We start from the raw sequence: 18,391 nt of genomic DNA on the forward strand, positions 1-18,391 counted from the left end.
AGGGAGGGTCCGATGGATCCCAGGGAGCTTCACCCAGTGGTGGCCCGGCTGTTCGCGCGGGGGCGCGGGCGGTCGACGCGGGTCGCGATCGAGCAGGAGTACGTCGTCGCGGCGGCCGACGGCTCCGTGCCGCCGATTGCCAGGGTGCGGCGGGCGACGGAGGGAGCGCCCGCCGCGCCGTACGTCAGCTTCGAACCCGGCGGGCAGCTCGAACTGAGCCTGCCGCCGGCGCTCGACCCGGTCCGCGACCTGCGCCTGCTGACCGCCGGCCTGCGGCGCCGGCTGGGCGGGATCACGCTGCGGCCGATCCCGGTCGATCCGCGCGAGGACGTGCCGCTGCAGCTGACCTCGCCGCGGTACGTCGCGATGCAGCGGCACTTCGACCGCATCGGGCCGGCCGGTCGCGTGATGATGCGCCGGACGGCGTCCACGCAGTTCTGCCTGGACTGGTGGCCGGGTCGCGCCGGCCTCGAGCAGTGGCGGGTCCTCAATCTGGTCGGCCCGTCGTTGGCCGCACGTTTCAACCGCAGCTCGCGGCTCGCCGTCTGGCAGGCGGTCGATCCGGCGCGGACGGCGTTCGACGACCGGCTGCTGTACGGCGACGACCCGGTGGCGGCGTACACGGCCTTCGCCGCGGGCGCCACGGCCTTCGTCGACGGCCCGGCCGCGCATCTCAGCACGTTGTTCCCGCCGGTCCGTCCGCGCGGGACCTACCTCGAGGTCCGCTACCTCGACGCGCAGGAACCGCACATGGTCGAGCAGATCGTCGGAACTCTCCGGAAACTCATGTACGACGACGTTCTCCGGCGCGATGTACTCCGCGGAACCCCTTGCACAGAAGGGATGTGGCGCGATGAACGGCGTACTGTTCGTCACCGATCCGCTACCCGGCTTGCAGGCTGAGATCGACGCGAGCATCGGCCTGATGGCCGCGACCCAGGACCTCGACCTCGACGTCTGGTGCTGCGAGCCGGAGGACCTCGAGTTCACGGACGGGCGGCTGCGTGTGCGGGGCCGCCGGATCCGGCTGCGCCCCCGGGTGCCGGGCGACGACCACCGGTGGATCGTCGACCCGCAGTGGTACGACGACCTCGGTACGGCGGTCGTCGACGTCGCGTCGTTCGCGGTCGTGCACCTCCGGATCGACCCGCCCGTCGACGCCCGCTACCTGCACACGACGTACCTGCTGGACCTCGCCGAGACCCACGTCGTGAACCGCCCGGCAGGCATCCGCGCGCTGCACGAGAAGCTGATCGCGCTGCATCACCCCGAACTCTGCCCGCCGACCGACGTCGGCGCGGATCCGCAAGCCCTGCGGGCGTTCGTGACGCGGGTCGGTACGGCGGTCGTGAAGCCGGTCGACGGGTTCGCGGGGAACGGGGTCTGGCTGGTCCGCGACGACCACAGCGCGATCGCGCTGCTCGAGTCGGCGACGTACGGCGGCCGCCGCCAGGTGATCGCGCAGCAGTACCTGCCTGCGGTTGCGCAGGGCAACAAACGGCTGTTCCTGCTGGACGGCGAGCTCGTCGGCGCGGTCCTGCGCCGCCCGGCCGCCGGCGACTTCCGGATCGGCCCGCCGGTGGCCACGGCCGAGGCCGACGAGCACGACCGCGCGATCGTCGCCGCCCTCGGACCGGAACTTCGCGAGCACGGCCTGGTCATCGCGGGCGTCGACGTGATCGACGGCCGGCTGATCGAGGTCAACGTCACCTGTCCCGGCGGCATGCACAAGACCGACGCGCTGCTCGGGACGAGTCTGAGTCACACCATCGTGAGCCACCTGTTCGAAGGAGCACTGTTATGAGCACCATCACCGTGATCTGCGTTGCCCTGCTGGGCATCCTGCTGTTCCTGCTCGGCGCCAACGTGACCCGCAACCGCGCGCTCCGTGGCGCCGGCAACCAGCTGCCGACCGACCCCGCCGACCGGTTGCTGATCGCGGTCCGCGCGCACGGCAACGCGGCCGAGTACATCCCCACCATCATCGTGCTCCTGCTGGTCTGCTCGACGCTCTCGCACAGTTGGGTGATCGACGCCCTGGCGATCGCGGCGGTCTTCGTCCGGTTCACGCACGCGCTGGGCATGCTGCGCTCGCCGACGCTCGCGAACCACGGCCCGCTCCGCGATATCGGTGCCATGGGCACCTATCTGGTCGGGCTCGCGCTCGGTGTCACCGTGCTCGTGACGCTCTGACCGCGGTCGGCGTACTGCCGGTGAGCTGCCGGAACACCCGCGCGAAGTGCTGGCTGGAGCTGAAGCCGAGGCTCAGTGCGAGCGCGGTGACCGTGACGTCGCTCGACTCCAGCAACTGGCGGGCGCGGTCGATACGGCGTTCGTTGAGGTAGCGGTGCGGCGGCTGGCCGAGCTCGGCCGCGAACAGCTCGGCCAGGTACGCCGGCGCGAGCCCGGCACGGTCCGCCAGCTCCGTCAACGTCCAGCGTTCGTGGAACTCCTGGTCCAGCAGCCGTTTCACCGTCCGTACGGCGGGATGCATCGGCAGCTGCGGTCCGGCGGACGGCGCGAGCGACCGGGAGAACGCGAGCACCAGGTGATCGACGGCGAGCGTCAGCCCGGTGTCGGCGTACTCGTACCGGGTCGTGAGCTCCCGAACCAGCTGCGCGAACGCGTACGTGAGCTCGCCGGCTTCCCGATGGACGACGCCTGACGGCATCGCGAGACCGGGATGCCGGCGGCGTACGACCTCGAGGTCGACGGCGGCGAAGAAGAAGTGGTGATTCCCGGAGCGGCCGGCGAGGTGGTGCGTGACCCCGGGCGGTACGGCGAACAGGTGGCCCGGGTGCAGCGCGTAGCTTTCACCGCCCGCGACCCAGTGCGTCGTGCCGTGCTGCTGCAAGTAGATCTCCCAGACGGGATGCTCGTGCGGCTCGATCAGGAACTGCTCGGGCACCCACTGCTCACCCGCGTGCAGCAGGCCGCTGGCCGGGGCGAAGCCTTCGGCGTGGAAGCCGGCGCGGAGCCCGTCGGGGCGGAACAGGGACACCTGAAGATTGTGTCCATCCAGCTGAACATCGGCAACGCCTATCCGGTGTGCTCCTTCCTACCGTGGTGTCCATGGACGCTGACGACATTGCCTTCTATCAGGAGCACGGGTACTGGATCTCGCCGGTGATCGTGCCACCCGACGTACTGGACGCGGCCGAGCGCGGGATGGAGCGGTTCTACGCGAACGACCACGACCACGTGCTGCCCCGGATCAGGGCGACGCGGGGCTGGCAGCCGGAGGACGGCGACGTACTGCGGAAGAACGACTACTCGTCGCTGCGTGTCGACGAGCTGGCCGCGCTGGTGCACCATCCGGCGATCGCGGAGGCGGCCGCCGCGTTGTCCGGGGCGGACGGGATCCGGCTGTGGCACGACCAGCTGCTGTACAAGCCGCCAGGCGGGTCGGCGGCGAAGGTGGGGTGGCACACGGACCGGCAGTACTGGCAGTCGTGTACGTCGGACAACATGCTGACGGCGTGGGTCGGGTTCCACGACGTCGACGAGGTGAACGGGGCGGTCGCGTTCATGCCGGGCAGCCACCGCTGGTCGGTGACCGGGCTGGACTTCTTCTCGCAGGACGCCGCCGGACTGGAGGCGTCGATCGTCGAGCAGGGCTTCGACCCGGCTCCCGTCGTACCGCGGATGAAGCGTGGCCAGGTCAGCTTCCACCACTGCCGGACGGTGCACGGCAGCTCGGCGAACCTCAGTACGGCGCCGCGCCGGTCGATCGCGATCCACCTGCAGCCGTCGGACAACCGCTGGCGCCCCGGCTCCGGGCATCCGAACGACGACCTCGTCCGCCGGAACCCGGACCCCGACTACTCGGACCCCGCGATCCAGCCGCAGCTCTGGCCGCTGGTCTAGCTCCAGGACCGGGCACTCCCGGTGACCGGCGTGCAGGCGGTGCACGTCCCGTCTGGGCCTCATTGGCTGCGGATTCCGGGAATTTCCGGAATCTGGCGTCATGGATCGGCGGGGCGAGCGTCTCAGGGCGTACGGGTCACCTATCGGCCAGGTAGGCGACCACGATCGGTAGCCAAACGGGGATCTGCCATGTTGATCGACAAGCTGCGTAAACCGCTGCCCGCACCGACCGCTCCGGAACCGGAGCAGCCGGTATCAGATCCGGTCCCCGGACGCGGGCGACATCGGCTGAGCGGGCCCAGCAACGACACCGTTTTCCGGCCGCTGCTGCAGTCGCTGGCCGCCGGATCCGACCCGGTTCCCCACGCGGCCGCGGCGGGACGGCGGCTCGCCGAGAGGGAGGTCCCGCTGACGGTGGCCCTCGACGTACTGCGGACGACGTACCGGACGATCGGCGAGGATCCGTCGTTCGAGGCGATCCGGATCCTCTGCCAGAGCTGGACCGAGTGCACGCTGACGTACCTGCACGCGTCGTCCTGCGAGGACCACGGCACCGGGCTCGCCACCACGCCGCACCTGCGGACCCGGCTGACCGAGCTGTACCGGATCGCCGAGCGCCAGGGCTGGTACCTCCCCGACACCCACATCCTGGTGCTCGCCGAACCGGTCGCCGCACAGCCGTGCGACTCCCAGCTCGCGAACCTCGGCGGCGCGATCCGTACCGCGTTCCGCGACCCCGAGGTGGTCGCCCGGCTGGGCGCCGTCCGGGTCGCCGCGATCGTGAACGTCGACGACCACTTCACCGAACACCTCGGCACCCTGCGCTCGCTGATCGGCTACTGGCCGGACAACGGCGAGCCGAGCACGGCCGGCACACCCCGGACCAAGGTCTGGTCCGAACGGCTCCCCACGCTGTCGGACTGGTCCGACAGCTTCGTCAACGACCTCGCACTGGGCTGACCACTGGACCGCCCGCACCGGCGGCGGGCGGGTCCAGTGGTGTCGCTCAGCGCGAAGGGGCGAAAGCCGTGCCCCGGTAGACGTCACCCGCGGCGGCGGACCGCAGTACGCGGTAGGTCTGCCCGCCCGGCTGCGTCGTGGCGCCGAGCTGGTCGGTGACGGTGACGACCTTGTTCGGATTCGCGCCCGGGTCGGTCACGCCGCCCACAGTGCTGGTGACGCCGTACAGGCTGACGCTCCCGTCGGCGTTGACCTTGCCGGTGATGTTGCGGACGCCGTCGACGGCCGGCTGCCAAGGCAGGCCAGTCGCTGCGTTCGTACCTGCCGGCAGGCCCGCGACGGAGTACGGCCGTCCGAGACCAAGGCCGTTCTGCAGCGTGTAGTCGTAGGTCCAGGTCCCGTTGACGAGTGACCACTTCTGGATGCCGGCAAGGGTCTGGGCGGCCGCACCGGTGTAGACGCCGTTCGAGTACGTGTCGTCACCGTTGCCGGCGTCCGCGACGTACAGCGTGGTGTCGTTCGCGAACCACATCGCGCCGAACGCGGTCGTGTTCTCCGGGCCGCCGACCTCAGGCGTGGCGACCGACTTGGCGAGCGCCGTCGGGAAGCCCTTGAGGATGCACATGTTCGGAGCGATCTCACCGGTCGCGGCGTTGTACTGCCGCGCGGCAGTCGGTGCGGGGGCACCCGGTACCGGTACTCCGGCGCCGTTCGGGCACGCGGAGCCCGTCGTGTCGACGAAGTACACCGTGTCGACGCCGTTGGAGCCGGAACCCTTGGTGTAGTAGACGACCCCGTTGTGTACGGCGACAGCGCCGAAGTTGGTGTCCTTGCCGAGCTTGTCGGCCTTCTTCACGCCGGGCAGCTGCAGCACGCTGAACCCGCCGAGCGGCGTCGGCTGACCCACCGTCTGCTCGGCCTCGGACTCGCGGGCCGGTGTGACCAGCTGCGCCCCGGTGCCGTAGATCGTGCCCGGCACGCTCGTGCCCTCGCCGTTGTTGGAGTTGCCGGCCGCGTAGTACAGGCCGGTCGCGGCGTCGTAGATCGCGGCCCTGCCGTTGTCACCGGAGTAGGCGTTGGTCTGGGTGACGAAGAACTGTCCCTTGGCGTTGACCTCGCCGATGCCGCGATACACGGACTGGGCGTCGGGATTGGTCGGGTCGATCACGCCGGGTGTGTTGCCGTTCGACGCGTCGAGCGTGTTCGGCGCGGCGACGTATCCCATGACGGTCAGCCGCGAGCCGTCGGTCGACAGGTTCAGCGCGCCCTCGGACTTCGAGGAGAAGCTGCCGGTCAGTACGTCGTGGCCGCGGCTGCTCGGGCCGGGCCGGCCGGTCGGCGCCTCGACGGACGCGACCGTCGTACCGGCGGCGTCGAGCTGGTCGAGGGAGATCGGCGCGGTGACGCCGAAGTTGCCGTCAACGGTGACGTTGTCCCACACCTGCGCGAACGAGCCGTCAGCGATGGCGGTCGCGCCGGTAGGCAGTACCTGGCCCGGCGCGAGCATGCCGGGGGTGCCGACGTAGTGGAGCCGGCTGACCACCAGGGCGCCCGGAGTGAAGCCGGTGCGAGGCGCGGCGTCGGCCGGTCGGGCAGCGCACAGCAGGCCGGCCAGCGCGAGTGTGGAGACTGCCAAGGCGGTCCGGCGACCGCGCAACGTGGGTCGGGGCATCGATCCTCATCTCGTCCTGAGGAACCCCACCGGTCCCTCGACAGCACGCCACCCACCACCGGCCAATACCACGGACCACCTGAACGACCCGCGGGTGAACGCTCCCCCAACAGCCAGGACCGGTCCCTCAGGAATGCGTTTTCTAAGGGAGCTCTAAAGCTGGCCGAAACCACAGCTGAAGCCAACTTGGTCCTCTTGTCCCCACGGTGCCGGTTCTCGTCCGGCACGCTCGGTGACGAAAGGAAATCACGATGATGAAACGCACCCGGCTGATCGCGGCCGCGGTAACGCTGGCCGCACTGGCCACCACCGGTACCGCGTCGGCAGCGACGTCCGGATCCGGCGCCGCACCCGGGGCCGCGAAATCCGATACGACGACCAAGGTCGAGGGCAAGGCCAAGCCGGCTTCGGACGCCGACTTCGCCGCGATGGCCGCGAAGCTCGGCGTGACGACCGACCGGCTCACCGCCGCGCTGATCGCGGCCAAGCGGTCGCTGGCCAACGCGCAAAACGTCACGCCGCAGGCCTTCGTCGCGGCCGTCGCGACCAACCTGGGGATCCCGGCCTCGCGGGTCAAAACCGTCCTGGAACCGATGCTCCTCAAGCCCGGCGACAGCAACCGCGACAAGGGCAAGAAGGGTGCGGACGACCCGCGCAAGTCGCCGTTCACGACCGACGCCGCGGCGGCACGGTTGGCCGCCACGCTCGGGTGCAGCAAGGCCAAGGCCAAGGCCGCCCTGCTGAAGCTGGTATCGGCTCAGCGCGGCATCGAACCGGCGTCGCAGGCCTTCCGGGACATCGCCAAGTCGCTGGGGGTGAGCGCCGAGCGGCTTGACAACGCGTTGAGAGATCTGAAGCAATCGATGGCCAAACGCTGACAACTGCCGGCGTCCTCATCACAACCTCATGACCGACGGCGAGGATGGCTGACCATGCGGATACTTGTCGTGGACGACGACCCGGCCGTGCGCCGGTCCTTGGAGCACGCGCTCGGCCGCGACGGGTACGACGTGGCATCCGCGGTCGACGGGGTGTCAGCCCTTGCCCAGCACGGCGTGTTCCGCCCGGACGCGGTGGTGCTCGACGTTCTCATGCCCGAACCGAACGGGCTCGAGGTATGCCGGACACTGCGTTCGGGCGGGTACGACACACCGATCCTGATGCTCACCGCCCGGGACCTGGTCACCGACCGGGTCGCCGGGCTCGACGCGGGCGCCGACGACTACCTGGCCAAGCCGTTCGCCCTGGACGAATTGCGGGCGCGGCTTCGAGCCCTGTTGCGGCGCAGTGGCGCCAAGGCCGAGGTACTGCACTTCAGTGACGTCTCCTTGGACTTGAGCGGCCGCCGCGCCGCCAGAGCCGGCCGGTGGCTGGAGCTGACCAAGACAGAGCTGTCCCTGCTGGAGCTCTTCCTGCGCAATCCCCACAAGGTGCTGAGCCGGACCCAGATCTTCGAGTCCGTCTGGGGCTACGACTTCGGCCCGGAGTCGAACGCGCTGTGGGTCTACATCAGCTACCTGCGCGGCAAGCTCGAGGCCGGCGATGCCAGCAGACTGATCCAGACGGTGCGCGGCCTGGGGTACGTCCTGCGCGAGGAGCCATGAACCTACGCACGCGGCTGGCCATCGCCGGAGGAGCCATCGTCGCGGGTGCCTTGGTACTCGTGTCGACGGTCCTGTACCCAGCCGTGGAATCCAGCCTCCGCGGCCAGATCGACAACTCCCTGGTCACGGCGGCGGGCCAGGCACCGGAGGTGGCGAGAGCCATCAAGGAGAAGTACCGGGACAAGTCGGGCGTCGAGCCGGAGTTCCCGGCCGTTCCGCTCGGGATCGGGAGCACCCAACTGCAAATCGTGCCGCCCCCGGTCCAGGCCGGGCCGTCGACGAAGTTCGTCGACGTCACCGCCCACGACGTCGCGGTCGCCAACGGAACCGCTCCCGCCTACTTCCGGAACGCGGTCTACGACGGCATCGCGTACCGCATCTATACCGCCCCGATGGCAGACTCAGGCGGCGCGCTGGTGCGGACGGCGATCCCGCAGTCCGACCCGGCGCCGACCCTGCGCGAACTCGCCTGGCTGCTCGCCGCGTCGACGGTCGGCGCCGCACTCCTGGCAGCGCTTGCCGCCCGCCTGGTCGCACGCCGCGTACTACGCCCCGTACGCCGGCTCACCGAGACCGTCGAGCTGATCCGCACGACCGGCGACCTGGCCATCCCGATCCCCGCCGAGAGCCAGGACGAGATCGGCCGGCTCGGCTCCGCCTTCGCCGGGATGACCGCCGCCCTGGACGCGTCCGTCGGCGCCCAGCGCCGCCTGGTGGCCGACGCCTCGCACGAACTGCGCACACCGCTCACGAGTCTGACGGTCAACCTCGCGCTGCTGGCGGAGGACGTGTCCGACCGGCAGGCCCCACTCCTGGCTGCCGAAGCACTCGAACAGGCCGGCGAACTCAAGCGGCTGACCAACGACCTGGTCGACCTGGCGCGCTACGGTCAGCCGGCCTTTCATACCGAAGACGTCCGTCTGGATCTCGTCGCCGAGAGCGTCGCGGCGCGCGCGGCACGTCGGGCGGCACACCTTGAATTCGGACTTACCTGCGCGCCGACCGTGGTTCACGGCGACCCTGACGCCCTGGAACGCGCCGTCGCGAACCTGGTCGACAACGCCGTGAAATGGAGCCCCCCGGGCGCCCGCGTCCAGATCACCGTCAAGGACGGCGTTCTCGACGTCGCGGACGGCGGGCCGGGGATCCCGGACAGCGACCTGGAATTCGTGTTCGATCGCTTCTACCGTTCACCCGCCGCCCGCGCACATCCCGGATCCGGACTCGGCCTGGCCATCGTCCGGCAGGTCGCCGAAGCCCACGGTGGAACAGCCGAAGTCGTCCCGTGCCCTCGCGGTGCACTGCTGCGCCTCACCCTCCCGACGTGCGGCGAACAGACTGTCCGCTAGTCCGACAGCTTCGTCAACGACCTCGCGATGGGCTGAGCCCGCTCACCAGCGCGGTCAGCCCGACCGCGAACTCGTGGTCCGGCCCAAGCGCCTGAACCTCCGCGGCAAGCCTGAACAGGCGCTCGGCCCCCGGCGGCACGTCGGCCGGCTTCGGGAAGGTGATCTCGTTGCCGTTGGCGGCGGTCTGCTGCTCCAGGGTGGCGCCGATCGTGTAGCGCGAGACCGCGACGTACGCCAGGATCGCGTCGGCGCCGGTGAAGCCGTGCTGCTCCAGGAACGACACCTGGGCGATCGCGTTGCCGAGCTTCGGTGCGCGTGGACCGGCGACGGCGAGCAGCCGGGCGCCGTCGCGGACGCCGAGCATCGCCCGGCGCAGGCTGTGCGCGTTGCGGATCAGGAACGCCCGCCAGTCCTCGTCCGCGCGCGGGAGCCGGTCGGTGTGCCCGCGTTCCAGGACCTCGGCGGCGACCGCGCTGAGCAGTGCGTTCTTGTCCTCGAAGTGGTGGTACAGCGCCGGCTGCCGGACGCCGAGCCGGGCCGCGATCGCGTGCAGCGACAACTTGTCCAGCCCGCGCTCGTCCAGCACCGCGATCGCAGCCGCCACGATCGCGGCCCGGTCCGTCCGTCGCTGCTGAGGCACCACCGCACCGTACCCGCGCGAACGCCCGGGACGCGAAACTTATCAGTGATAAGCTTCAGCCGCCCACGTACCGTGACGAAGGAGTGACCGATGGCCGACGGGGACGCCTGGACCGGAGTCGTCGTGAAGAAGTCCCGCGCGATGTACGACGGCGCGAACCTCTACCGCAAACTCGAAGTACAGCTGGACGGCGGCGAGGTCCGCGACGTCAAGGTGAAGCGCGACCTGTGGAAGTCCCTCGAGGTCGGCGACCGGGTCACGAAGGCGTCCGGCGCCGACCCCGAACGCGGCTGACCGTCGTGTCCTGCCCGCGGGCGGGTCGGGCAGGACACGACGACAGCATCAGTGCTTGACTCTGCGCTTCCGGCTGATCAGCAGGAACGCACCGCCGGCGGCCAGCAGGACCCCGGCCAGGATGAACACCAGCGGTGACACCTCGGCCCCGGTCGAGGCCAGCGGCCCGCCCGGCTTCTGCGGCGGCTGACTCGGCGACGGCACCACGGTGGGCGTCGCACTCGGCGTGGCCGACGGGCTCGGCGACGGCGACACGGTCGGAGTCACGGTCGGAGTCACCGTCGGGGTCGGTGTCGGGGTGGGCGTAGGTGTCGTCGGCGGCACCGGCGCCGGGATGTAGACCCCGGCGTCGATCGTGTGGTCGACCCCGCCCGGCGTACTCGGCGCCGTCACCTCGGTGGACGCCTTGCAGAGCTGCCCGCTCGTCGGCGGCGTGGGGTTCGAGTCGTGCGCCCGATCGGTCCCCGCGACCGGCAGCGTGAACCGCAGGTCCGTCGCCGGTGGTTGCTTCGGCACGTTGCTCGTGTCCGCCGTACACACGTCGAACTCCACGGTGTACTTCGCTCCCGGCGTCAGCTCGTACTCCGCCCCGACCCCGCCGAAGTAGAACTCGCCGGCCGGGTCGGTCTTCGTGGTCGCGACCCGCTTCCCGGACGCGTCCAGCAGGTTCACGGTCGCGCCCGCGAGCGGCACTTCGTCCTCGTGGTACGGGTCCTGGATGCCGTTGTGGTCGCCGTCGAACCAGACGATGTTGCCGATCTGGATCGGCGCGTTCGCCGCGGCGTACGCGACGTCACCAAGACCGCCGGCCTTGCCGAAGCTGTTGGTCGGACCCACGAACTGGTACCCGTGCGCCGGGTTCTCCTGCCCCGGGCCGACGCCCGTGTCCACGTTGTAGAAACCGGCCCCGTTCGAGCTGACGTCCCGCGCCGGGTCGAGCTCGGTGCTGATCACCCACTGTTGCTGCGGGATGTACGCCACCGAACCCTGCGACGCCTCCTGGTGCAACCCGTTGCCCGAGCGGTTCGGGTCGTAGAAGTCGCCGTGGAAGTACTCCTTGACGTCACCCGTCTCCCGGCCGTTGGTCTCGAAGGTGCCGTGGTTCGGGCAGATTCCGGTGCCCTCCCAGTCGTACCCGCCGCCCGGCTTCGCGCAGGCCATGTTGATGTCGCCGCCGGACATGCCGGCCTCGATCGTGTCGTTCAGCGGCCGCGGGTCCATCCCGCTACCGATAACGTCCATGAACCGGTCGCGGAAGCCGAGGATCATCGACCCGTTCCGGGTGAAGGCCAGCGTGGCCAGCTCCGGCTGCGGGTTGACGTACAGGCTGGCGTTGATCGAGCGGCTCTCCCAGTTCAGCAGGCTGGTGTCCCACGGGTTCCAGTGGTTCGTGGTCGGCGTGGTCCATCCCTGCAGGACCTGGCCGCGCTCGAATCCGAGACCCTGCGTGAGGACCGGCGTGAACGTCGTACCGTCGTAGCTGTAGACGACCGCCTTCAGGTCATCCCGCTGCTTGGTGCTCTCCGCCGAGCACACGCCACCGACGTACAGCTCGGCGTCGTGGGTGGTCAGCGCGAACGGGCGCCAATCGGTCGCGGAGGCACAGCCCGGGTCGGGAATCCGTACGGACTTCGCCGGCAGCGGCGCGTCCGCACCGGTGGCGTCGAAGCTGACGAGTTGCCGGCTGCGCAGGTTCACGGCGTACAGCGTCTTGCCGTCCTCGGACAGCGCGAGGCCGCCGATGCTCTCCTTGCCCGGCGCGTCCGTGAACAGCGGGTCCTTGCGCATGTCGCCCGGGCCGTGCGGCGTCAGCGCGGCGCCGGTGACCTTTGCGAACAGGGTCGGCGTACCGGAGCCGTCGAGCGGGGTTGTGTAGATCGCGTCGCCGCCCTCCGGGCCGTACTCGGTGTAGCGCTTCGCGAACGCGGCCTGGAACATCCGCTTGCGGTACTTGTCGTACGCCAGGCCCCACGTGGTGCCGACCTGGGACTGCGTGTTGACCACCTTCGGACAGGCCAGTTGGTCGGGGCAGGTGCCGCGCGCGTCCTGGCCGAACGACACCAGCGCGCGGGCGTTCGGGTCCGGTGCGCTGCCGTCGGCGTTCACGGCAGGACTCTGGACCGGCACGTAGTACTTCGCGTCCGGCAGCGTGTAGTCCGCCGGGTTCCAGACCGCGGTGATCACCGCGTCCGCCTTGCCGTTCCGGACGTCCACGAACGACGTGAAGCTGTCGAAGTGGTTGTCCTTCGTCGACGCGGGCGCCGCCCGCAGGTACCCGTCGTACGACGCCGGGATCGACACGTCCACGCGGTACTGACCACCGGCCAGCGTGGACGACGGCGGTACGACGACCTTGCCGGTCGCGTCCGTCGTACCCCGGACGTGGTGTCCCGCGGTGTCGGTGACCTCGACGGCCATGCCCTGCTGTGGTGTGTCCATCGCGGCGTTGATCACGCCGGTCCCGAAGAAGTCCCGCAGCACCTGGACGGTCAGTGTGCCGTCGTCCTGCTGCACGGCGGCGGCACCTGCCGCACCGCTCGCCGAAACCATCGCGCCTGCAGCGCCGCCGGCCAGTAGGAGGCCGGACAGCCCTGCACGCAACAGCCGTCTTGTCATAGTTGTTGCTGTCCCCTTTTGGTTGGTGCACTCAAATCGACTCAGCCAACCAGAACACCGCGCGCCGTGACCGTCCGTATCGGGTGAATTACTGGGTGAATCTGCCGGGCTGTTAGCGTCCGGCACCATGCACATCCTGCGAAGCCGCGTCCTGATCGCGGCAGCTGCCGTCGCCTGCGCCGCGGTGGCCACCGTCCTGGTCGTCGTCAGCTCGAAGTCAGACGCGTCGGCGCCGCGGGCGCTCACCGCGGACGAGGCGAACCGGCTCGCCATCACCCGATTCCGCAACTACGAGACCGGCGGGCGCGCGGTCCGGATCACCGTGCCGGACACCGCCGGCGGGCTCACCGTGACGGCGTCGGTCGACTTCCGGTCGAAGCGCGCGTACGGCGAACTCCGCGGGGCGGGCCGCAACTCGTCCAGCGACGGCGTGATCCGCTGGACACCGACGCAGTTGTCCGCCGCGTCCAAGACCGTGGGGTGGACCAACCGTCCGCTGCAGACGACGGGCAGCACCCTCGACACCGCGCTCCGGATCACGCTGGGCCTCGCGTCCGACCGCCCCGACAACGCTCAACTGCTTCCACAGAACGGCGCCCGCCAACTGGGCCAGGAAACGATCAACGGCCATCGAACCGACGTGATGCTCGGCCCGGCCGCCCGCGACCGCCCCGACACCGAGGGCACCGTGAAGTACTGGATCGCCGAAGACGGCACGATGTACCGCGTCCAGCTGGCCGTCGCCTCCGAACCACAACCAGTAGTCATCGACTTCGACACCCAGCCGTACACCCCACCCAAGTAGTCAACTGACCTGGGTCAGGGTGCGGTCGGCGAGGAGGGTTGATGCCGGGGCTGTGATCCGGGTGAGGTCCGGTAGGGGTGGGGTGGATGGGACGGTTGTGGAGCCGGTGGTTGTGGGGTTGGGGAGTTGGGGTTGGGTGGGCGGGGGTGCGACTTCGCTGAACGGGATGCCGCTTGGTGGGGTTGGGGCGGTCCAGGTGCCGGATGGGGATGTGCGGCCGGGGTGTGGGCAGGGGGCGGTTGTTGTCAGGCCGGCGGGGATTGTGTGGGCGGTGGGGGCGGTCAGGCAGTTGTCGTGGCCCTTGGTGGCGGTGGGGAAGGTCCAGCCGACGTCCACGGTGTTGCCCGCGAGGATGTTTCCGGTGATTTGGTTGGCGTTCGCGGGGATGTCCTGGGTTGCGGTGAGAATGACGCCGGCGTTGATGTTGCCGGTGATTCGGTTGTGCACAAGCTGGTTGTTGCTGCCGCCGTCGATGCCGACGCCGATGCCCCAGCCGCCGTCCGCCTGCTCCGGCGTGGCCGGCTGTTGATTGGCCGCGATCAGGTTGCCAGCGACAACAGCACCCTGCTGCGGGAGCAGCTTCTCCTGGTGATCGGACCCGGTCGTGAGCCCGACCCGGTTACCGACGATGCGATTGCGGACGAAGTACATCTCGCCGCTCGCGTTCGTCCCCTCGATCCCGACCGCGTTGTACTCCGCGACGTTGTCCTGCACCACGACCTGGCACGGCTTGCACTGCCCCACGTAGATCCCGGAGTCAGCCCCGCCGGACGTGTACGAGTCGCGGATCACGCCGTTCCGCGCCGAGAACGCGTAGATCCCGTACAGACCGTTCCGCGTCGACGTCACATGCGACACGAGGAACGAGTCCAGGAACCGCACCGGCTCGTCCCCCGTGTCGTACCCGCCCTGCCCCGGCTGTGCATCCGCCGCCTTCACCGAACCGGTCACGAGTACGCCGTTCTGCGTGTTGCCGCGGACCGTCAGATTCTCGACCGCGACGCCGGGCGCGGTGACCACGATGCCGTTCGGCTGCCGCAGTTCGCCGTCGATGACGACCTTGTCCCGCGACTCCCCGCGCAGCGTGACGTGCGCGGTCGTGATCCGTACCGACTCGTGGTACGTGCCGGGCGCGACCAGGACCAGATCCCCTTGCTGTGCGACCGATACCGCGGCCGAGATCGTCGGCGCGTCGGCCGGCACCCGGATCGTCACGTGCTCGCCCGCGGGCCGCCGTACCTGATCTGCTTCTGCTCCGCTGCACCCCGCGAGGGCCAGGACTCCCGCAACGACGACCACCGCACGCAACATGGCCGAAAGTGTGACACGAAGGACCGATTCGCGAGTACTCCGGGTGATGTGGCACTCTCGCTCCGTGACCCGAGCCGACGACCGCCCGTCACGCCGCACGCTCCTCGGCGCCGCCTCCGCCGCCGTCCTCACCGCCGGCTGCTCCACAACCACCGACCAGCCGACTCCCGCACAGGCCGCCGCAACGGCAGCCGCGCCGGTGCCGCCGACCGGCAAGCACCAGGCAGGCATCACCACACCCCAGACCGCCCAACCCCACCTGCTGGCGGTCGTCGCCGACGTCGTCCCCTCCGTGGCAATCGTCCGGTTGCTTGCGGAGCTCGGCGAGACGATCGTCGCGCTGACCACCGGCACCGCACCCCGCCTGCTCGGCCTCCCGCCGGGCGATCTCACCGTGACGGTCGGCATCGGCCCACGCCTGGTGCGAATGGCCGGCCGCACCCTCCCCGGCGCCACCGACCTGCCACCCTTCGCCCACGAACAGATCCCCGCACCAGCACGCGGCGGCGACGTACTCCTGCAACTCTGCGCCACCGACCCCCTCGTCCTCTCGGTAGCAGCGGCCGCCCTGCTGGAAACGACCGGCCTCCGCGAACGCTGGCGCCAGTCCGCCCACCGCGGCCCCGCGGTCAAGGTGACCGACAACCTCACCGCACCCCGCAACCAACTCGGCTTCATCGACGGCATCGTCGGCCCCCACACCGACCCCGAGCAGAGCCTCAACCTCTGGCTCGACGAACCCCGGGTAGCCGGCGGCACCATCGCCGTACTCCGCCGAATGGAACTCGACCTGCCCCGCTTCGCAGGGCTGTCGACCGCCGACCAGGAAGCGGTCATGGGCCGCCACCGCGACACCGGCGTCCCGCTGTCCGGCGGAGTTATTGCCGACGGCCCCGATCTCGGCGCGAAGACCCCCGACGGCCGCTACCTCGTGCCGGCCAACGCCCACGCCCGCCGCGCGCACGCAGCCGTCGTCGGCGTACGCATGATGCTCCGTCGTTCGTACAGCATCGACGATCCGGCGCCCGGCCTGCTCTTCATCAGCTTCCAGAACGACCTGCGCACCTTCACCGCAACCCTCACCCACATGCAGAACGGCGACGCCCTGCTGCCGTTCACCAAAACGACCGCCAGCGGTACTTTCCTGATCCTCCCCGGCTTCGATCAACAACACCCACTGGGCAGCACCTTGTTCTAGCCAGAAGCCATCAACCGCTAACAGGTGCTGCGGCTGTGAAGGAGGAGCTAACAGGTGCTGCGGCTGTGAAGGGAAGAGCTGACACGTACTGCCGCTGTGGGAGAAGAGCTGTCAGGTGCTCGGCCGTGAAAGGAAGAGCTGACACGTACTGCCGCTGTGGGAGAAGAGCTGTCAGGTGCTCGGCCGTGAAGGGAAGAGCTGACAGGTGGCACTGGTCGTAGTCGTAGCGGTGTAGGTGAAGGCGCCGGCGTCACCGCGAATCCTGTCCCGCATCAACTTCCGCGACCTCGCCCATCTCGGCGAACTTCCGACACCACCCAGCGACCCGACTGGACGGATCTTTCTAGATTCTCCTTGAAAACAAGGGAAACCACTTTGAAAACTGTCGGAGGTCGTGGCTAGAGTTGTCGGCATGGACATTCTCGGCGGACGCACGGTGGTTGCTATAGGCAACCACGAGGTGATGCCTGCCCTCGACGACGTCAACGCCGAGATCATCCGCCTGCAAGCCGTCCGCCTCCAACTCATCGCCCGCGCTGAGACCGACGGTCTGGCCCAGGAGCTCGGCGCCCGCGACACCGTCGAACTCCTCACCCTCCGCCACCGCCGCGACCGCACCGAGGCCTGGCGCGACGTCCACCTCGCCCGCGCGCTGCCCAAATACCGCGCCGTCGACGCCGCCCTCACCGACGGCATCCAGTGCGCCGACGGCACCGTCCACCAGATGCAGACCGGCCACGCGGCCGCGATCATCACCGAACTCGAACGCGTCCGCGGTCGCGTCCCGACCGAAGACCTGGACGTCGCCGAGCAGCAACTGGTCGGCCTCACGGCCCACCTCACCCCCAAGGAACTGCGCACCGCCGCCAAACAGCTGTGCGACCGGATCGACGCCGACGGCCCCGAACCCGAAGAACACAAAGCCAACGCCCGCGAATCGTTGACGTTGACCACCGCCGAGAACGGCGTCAAGTTCCGCGGCTACCTCGCCAACGACAACGCCGAGCTGCTGCGGGCGATCGTCCACGCCGGTGCCCGCCCGCACAAGACCGTCGACGGCGAACACGACCCCCGGCCGCGGGACAAGCGTCAGGCCGACGCCTTGACGACCGCGCTGACGGTGGCCGCGAATGCCTGGGACACCGACACCGCCGGCCACGGCGCGAAGGCGAACATCACGGTGACGATCGACCTCGACGACCTCCGCTCAGCGACCGCGACCGCGCACGCGACGGGCCAGACGGTGTACGGCGACGACCTGTCCGCCGCCACCATCCGGCGCCTGGCGTGCGACGCGAACATCATCCCGCTGGTCCTGGGCTCGAACTCCCAGCCGCTGGACGTCGGCCGCAGCGAACGCCTCGTCACCAGACCCATCCGGCACGCCCTGATCGCCCGGGACCGGGGCTGTGTGGTGTGTGCGGCGCCGCCGGTGATGTGTGACGCCCATCATCTGACGCACTGGGTCGACGGCGGAGCGACCGCTGTCGACAACATGGCGTTGCTGTGCCGACGGCACCACGTGGATCTGCACAACGACCGCTGGACCATCACCATCACCAACGGCAAGGTCCACGTAGCCCGCCCCGCCTGGGCCGACCCGATCTCTGCACAGCCCGGCACACCCTCCACCTGCGACGCCACAGGCGCCACGCAAGGCCTAACCCGCCCCGCCTGGGCAAGCCCAACCTCACCACAACCCGCCTCGGCCGCGTCTGCCGCGTTTGCCGCGTCTGCCGCGTCTGCGTGTCCTAACCCGCCGCCACCCACCCAGCCGCCACCCACCGAACCGCCGCCCACCGAACCGCCGGCCGAGATTTCCGCCGCGCCCGCACCACCGGGCGCCGGATCAGCGTCCCCGGCGCGCCCCGCCTGTAGCTCTTCACCAACCGACCCGGCCGAGCCATCCGGCGACCCCCAGGGCGACACAGCCCTGCCCATCGCACGGACCAGCCGCTGGAAAGCCGACGAAGCAACCCTGTCCGCCGCAGCCCGCTTCGCCGTATGGGGCGAGCACACCACCGAGCACACCACCGAGCCCGCCACCGGCCCACCACTCTTCGTCAACGCGTGAG

Annotated in this window: 17 protein-coding genes; 12 read left to right on the forward strand and 5 right to left on the reverse strand. The window is 69.8% G+C overall.

What is annotated here, in order from left to right:
• Window positions 1-12 precede the first annotated feature (12 nt).
• From ACFV9C_RS09125 to ACFV9C_RS09135, 3 genes are read left to right on the forward strand one after another with little or no spacing between them, the layout of a single operon-like run.
• Window positions 13-903, forward strand: coding sequence for a glutamate-cysteine ligase family protein (locus ACFV9C_RS09125; RefSeq protein ID WP_380191969.1), 891 nt, complete (start codon window positions 13-15; stop codon window positions 901-903).
• The gene (locus ACFV9C_RS09130; RefSeq protein WP_380191970.1) at window positions 854-1,804 is read left to right on the forward strand and encodes a hypothetical protein; all 951 of its coding nucleotides are present in this window, start codon (window positions 854-856) and stop codon (window positions 1,802-1,804) included. The genes ACFV9C_RS09125 and ACFV9C_RS09130 overlap by 50 nt, the downstream gene beginning before the upstream one ends.
• Window positions 1,801-2,193 carry an MAPEG family protein gene (locus tag ACFV9C_RS09135; RefSeq protein WP_380191971.1) on the forward strand — a complete coding sequence of 131 codons (393 nt, stop codon included), beginning with the start codon at window positions 1,801-1,803 and terminating at the stop codon, window positions 2,191-2,193. Before ACFV9C_RS09130 ends, ACFV9C_RS09135 begins: the two co-directional genes overlap by 4 nt.
• On the opposite strand, the gene ACFV9C_RS09140 is transcribed toward ACFV9C_RS09135, so the two are convergent.
• Window positions 2,171-3,001: a helix-turn-helix domain-containing protein gene (locus ACFV9C_RS09140; RefSeq protein ID WP_380191972.1), complete on the reverse strand. Its 831-nt coding sequence runs from the start codon at window positions 2,999-3,001 to the stop codon at window positions 2,171-2,173. The two genes, ACFV9C_RS09135 and ACFV9C_RS09140, sit on opposite strands and share 23 nt — an antisense overlap.
• 71 nt (window positions 3,002-3,072) lie before the next feature.
• Here ACFV9C_RS09140 and ACFV9C_RS09145 point away from each other — a divergent pair, with 71 nt between their 5' ends.
• Window positions 3,073-3,867: a phytanoyl-CoA dioxygenase family protein gene (locus ACFV9C_RS09145; RefSeq protein ID WP_380191974.1), complete on the forward strand. Its 795-nt coding sequence runs from the start codon at window positions 3,073-3,075 to the stop codon at window positions 3,865-3,867.
• A 189-nt stretch (window positions 3,868-4,056) separates the two neighbouring features.
• A complete protein-coding gene (locus ACFV9C_RS09150) occupies window positions 4,057-4,827 on the forward strand; it encodes a hypothetical protein (RefSeq protein WP_380191976.1) in 771 nt (256 codons plus the stop codon).
• A gap of 46 nt (window positions 4,828-4,873) precedes the next feature.
• On the opposite strand, the gene ACFV9C_RS09155 is transcribed toward ACFV9C_RS09150, so the two are convergent.
• A complete protein-coding gene (locus ACFV9C_RS09155) occupies window positions 4,874-6,499 on the reverse strand; it encodes a hypothetical protein (protein WP_380191977.1) in 1,626 nt (541 codons plus the stop codon).
• Window positions 6,500-6,750: 251 nt separating this feature from the next.
• Here ACFV9C_RS09155 and ACFV9C_RS09160 point away from each other — a divergent pair, with 251 nt between their 5' ends.
• The 3 genes from ACFV9C_RS09160 to ACFV9C_RS09170 are packed head-to-tail and all read left to right on the forward strand — an operon-like array spanning window position 6,751 to window position 9,452.
• Window positions 6,751-7,377: a hypothetical protein gene (locus ACFV9C_RS09160; protein ID WP_380191979.1), complete on the forward strand. Its 627-nt coding sequence runs from the start codon at window positions 6,751-6,753 to the stop codon at window positions 7,375-7,377.
• 54 nt (window positions 7,378-7,431) lie between these two features.
• Window positions 7,432-8,103, forward strand: a complete 672-nt coding sequence (locus ACFV9C_RS09165) for a response regulator transcription factor (RefSeq protein ID WP_380191980.1) — start codon at window positions 7,432-7,434, stop codon at window positions 8,101-8,103.
• Window positions 8,100-9,452, forward strand: a complete 1,353-nt coding sequence (locus tag ACFV9C_RS09170; protein WP_380191982.1) for an ATP-binding protein — start codon at window positions 8,100-8,102, stop codon at window positions 9,450-9,452. Before ACFV9C_RS09165 ends, ACFV9C_RS09170 begins: the two co-directional genes overlap by 4 nt.
• A 13-nt stretch (window positions 9,453-9,465) precedes the next feature.
• Here ACFV9C_RS09170 and ACFV9C_RS09175 read toward each other — a convergent pair whose 3' ends face one another.
• Window positions 9,466-10,092 (reverse strand): TetR/AcrR family transcriptional regulator C-terminal domain-containing protein, encoded by a 627-nt coding sequence (locus ACFV9C_RS09175; RefSeq protein WP_380191984.1) that lies wholly within the window; start codon window positions 10,090-10,092, stop codon window positions 9,466-9,468.
• A gap of 90 nt (window positions 10,093-10,182) precedes the next feature.
• Here ACFV9C_RS09175 and ACFV9C_RS09180 point away from each other — a divergent pair, with 90 nt between their 5' ends.
• Window positions 10,183-10,386 carry a hypothetical protein gene (locus tag ACFV9C_RS09180; protein WP_380191985.1) on the forward strand — a complete coding sequence of 68 codons (204 nt, stop codon included), beginning with the start codon at window positions 10,183-10,185 and terminating at the stop codon, window positions 10,384-10,386.
• A gap of 48 nt (window positions 10,387-10,434) precedes the next feature.
• Here the strand turns inward: ACFV9C_RS09180 and ACFV9C_RS09185 are convergent, their stop codons facing one another.
• Window positions 10,435-13,002 carry an SdrD B-like domain-containing protein gene (locus ACFV9C_RS09185; RefSeq protein ID WP_380191987.1) on the reverse strand — a complete coding sequence of 856 codons (2,568 nt, stop codon included), beginning with the start codon at window positions 13,000-13,002 and terminating at the stop codon, window positions 10,435-10,437.
• A gap of 127 nt (window positions 13,003-13,129) precedes the next feature.
• On the opposite strand from ACFV9C_RS09185, the gene ACFV9C_RS09190 reads away from it, so the two are divergent.
• The gene (locus ACFV9C_RS09190; RefSeq protein WP_380191989.1) at window positions 13,130-13,807 is read left to right on the forward strand and encodes a hypothetical protein; all 678 of its coding nucleotides are present in this window, start codon (window positions 13,130-13,132) and stop codon (window positions 13,805-13,807) included.
• On the opposite strand, the gene ACFV9C_RS09195 is transcribed toward ACFV9C_RS09190, so the two are convergent.
• The gene (locus ACFV9C_RS09195) at window positions 13,808-15,118 is read right to left on the reverse strand and encodes a right-handed parallel beta-helix repeat-containing protein (protein WP_380191991.1); all 1,311 of its coding nucleotides are present in this window, start codon (window positions 15,116-15,118) and stop codon (window positions 13,808-13,810) included. It lies immediately after the preceding gene.
• 64 nt (window positions 15,119-15,182) lie between these two features.
• On the opposite strand from ACFV9C_RS09195, the gene ACFV9C_RS09200 reads away from it, so the two are divergent.
• Window positions 15,183-16,316 (forward strand): Dyp-type peroxidase, encoded by a 1,134-nt coding sequence (locus tag ACFV9C_RS09200; protein WP_380191992.1) that lies wholly within the window; start codon window positions 15,183-15,185, stop codon window positions 16,314-16,316.
• A 412-nt stretch (window positions 16,317-16,728) separates the two neighbouring features.
• The gene (locus ACFV9C_RS09205) at window positions 16,729-18,390 is read left to right on the forward strand and encodes a DUF222 domain-containing protein (RefSeq protein WP_380191994.1); all 1,662 of its coding nucleotides are present in this window, start codon (window positions 16,729-16,731) and stop codon (window positions 18,388-18,390) included.
• Window position 18,391 lies beyond the last annotated feature (1 nt).

Origin of the sequence: Kribbella sp. NPDC059898 (assembly GCF_042730855.1) — a bacterium.
Taxonomy (GTDB): Bacteria; Actinomycetota; Actinomycetes; order Propionibacteriales; family Kribbellaceae; genus Kribbella.

Excerpts from the sequence above, each read along its gene's own strand:
- ACFV9C_RS09125 (WP_380191969.1), top strand. The coding sequence starts at position 13 with ATGGATCCCAGGGAGCTTCACCCAGTGGTGGCCCGGCTGTTCGCGCGG.
- ACFV9C_RS09130 (WP_380191970.1), top strand. The coding sequence starts at position 854 with ATGAACGGCGTACTGTTCGTCACCGATCCGCTACCCGGCTTGCAGGCT.
- ACFV9C_RS09135 (WP_380191971.1), top strand. The coding sequence starts at position 1,801 with ATGAGCACCATCACCGTGATCTGCGTTGCCCTGCTGGGCATCCTGCTG.
- ACFV9C_RS09145 (WP_380191974.1), top strand. The coding sequence starts at position 3,073 with ATGGACGCTGACGACATTGCCTTCTATCAGGAGCACGGGTACTGGATC.
- ACFV9C_RS09150 (WP_380191976.1), top strand. The coding sequence starts at position 4,057 with ATGTTGATCGACAAGCTGCGTAAACCGCTGCCCGCACCGACCGCTCCG.
- ACFV9C_RS09155 (WP_380191977.1), bottom strand. The coding sequence starts at position 6,499 with ATGCCCCGACCCACGTTGCGCGGTCGCCGGACCGCCTTGGCAGTCTCC.
- ACFV9C_RS09160 (WP_380191979.1), top strand. The coding sequence starts at position 6,751 with ATGATGAAACGCACCCGGCTGATCGCGGCCGCGGTAACGCTGGCCGCA.
- ACFV9C_RS09165 (WP_380191980.1), top strand. The coding sequence starts at position 7,432 with ATGCGGATACTTGTCGTGGACGACGACCCGGCCGTGCGCCGGTCCTTG.
- ACFV9C_RS09170 (WP_380191982.1), top strand. The coding sequence starts at position 8,100 with ATGAACCTACGCACGCGGCTGGCCATCGCCGGAGGAGCCATCGTCGCG.
- ACFV9C_RS09180 (WP_380191985.1), top strand. The coding sequence starts at position 10,183 with ATGGCCGACGGGGACGCCTGGACCGGAGTCGTCGTGAAGAAGTCCCGC.
- ACFV9C_RS09185 (WP_380191987.1), bottom strand. The coding sequence starts at position 13,002 with ATGACAAGACGGCTGTTGCGTGCAGGGCTGTCCGGCCTCCTACTGGCC.
- ACFV9C_RS09190 (WP_380191989.1), top strand. The coding sequence starts at position 13,130 with ATGCACATCCTGCGAAGCCGCGTCCTGATCGCGGCAGCTGCCGTCGCC.
- ACFV9C_RS09195 (WP_380191991.1), bottom strand. The coding sequence starts at position 15,118 with ATGTTGCGTGCGGTGGTCGTCGTTGCGGGAGTCCTGGCCCTCGCGGGG.
- ACFV9C_RS09205 (WP_380191994.1), top strand. The coding sequence starts at position 16,729 with ATGGACATTCTCGGCGGACGCACGGTGGTTGCTATAGGCAACCACGAG.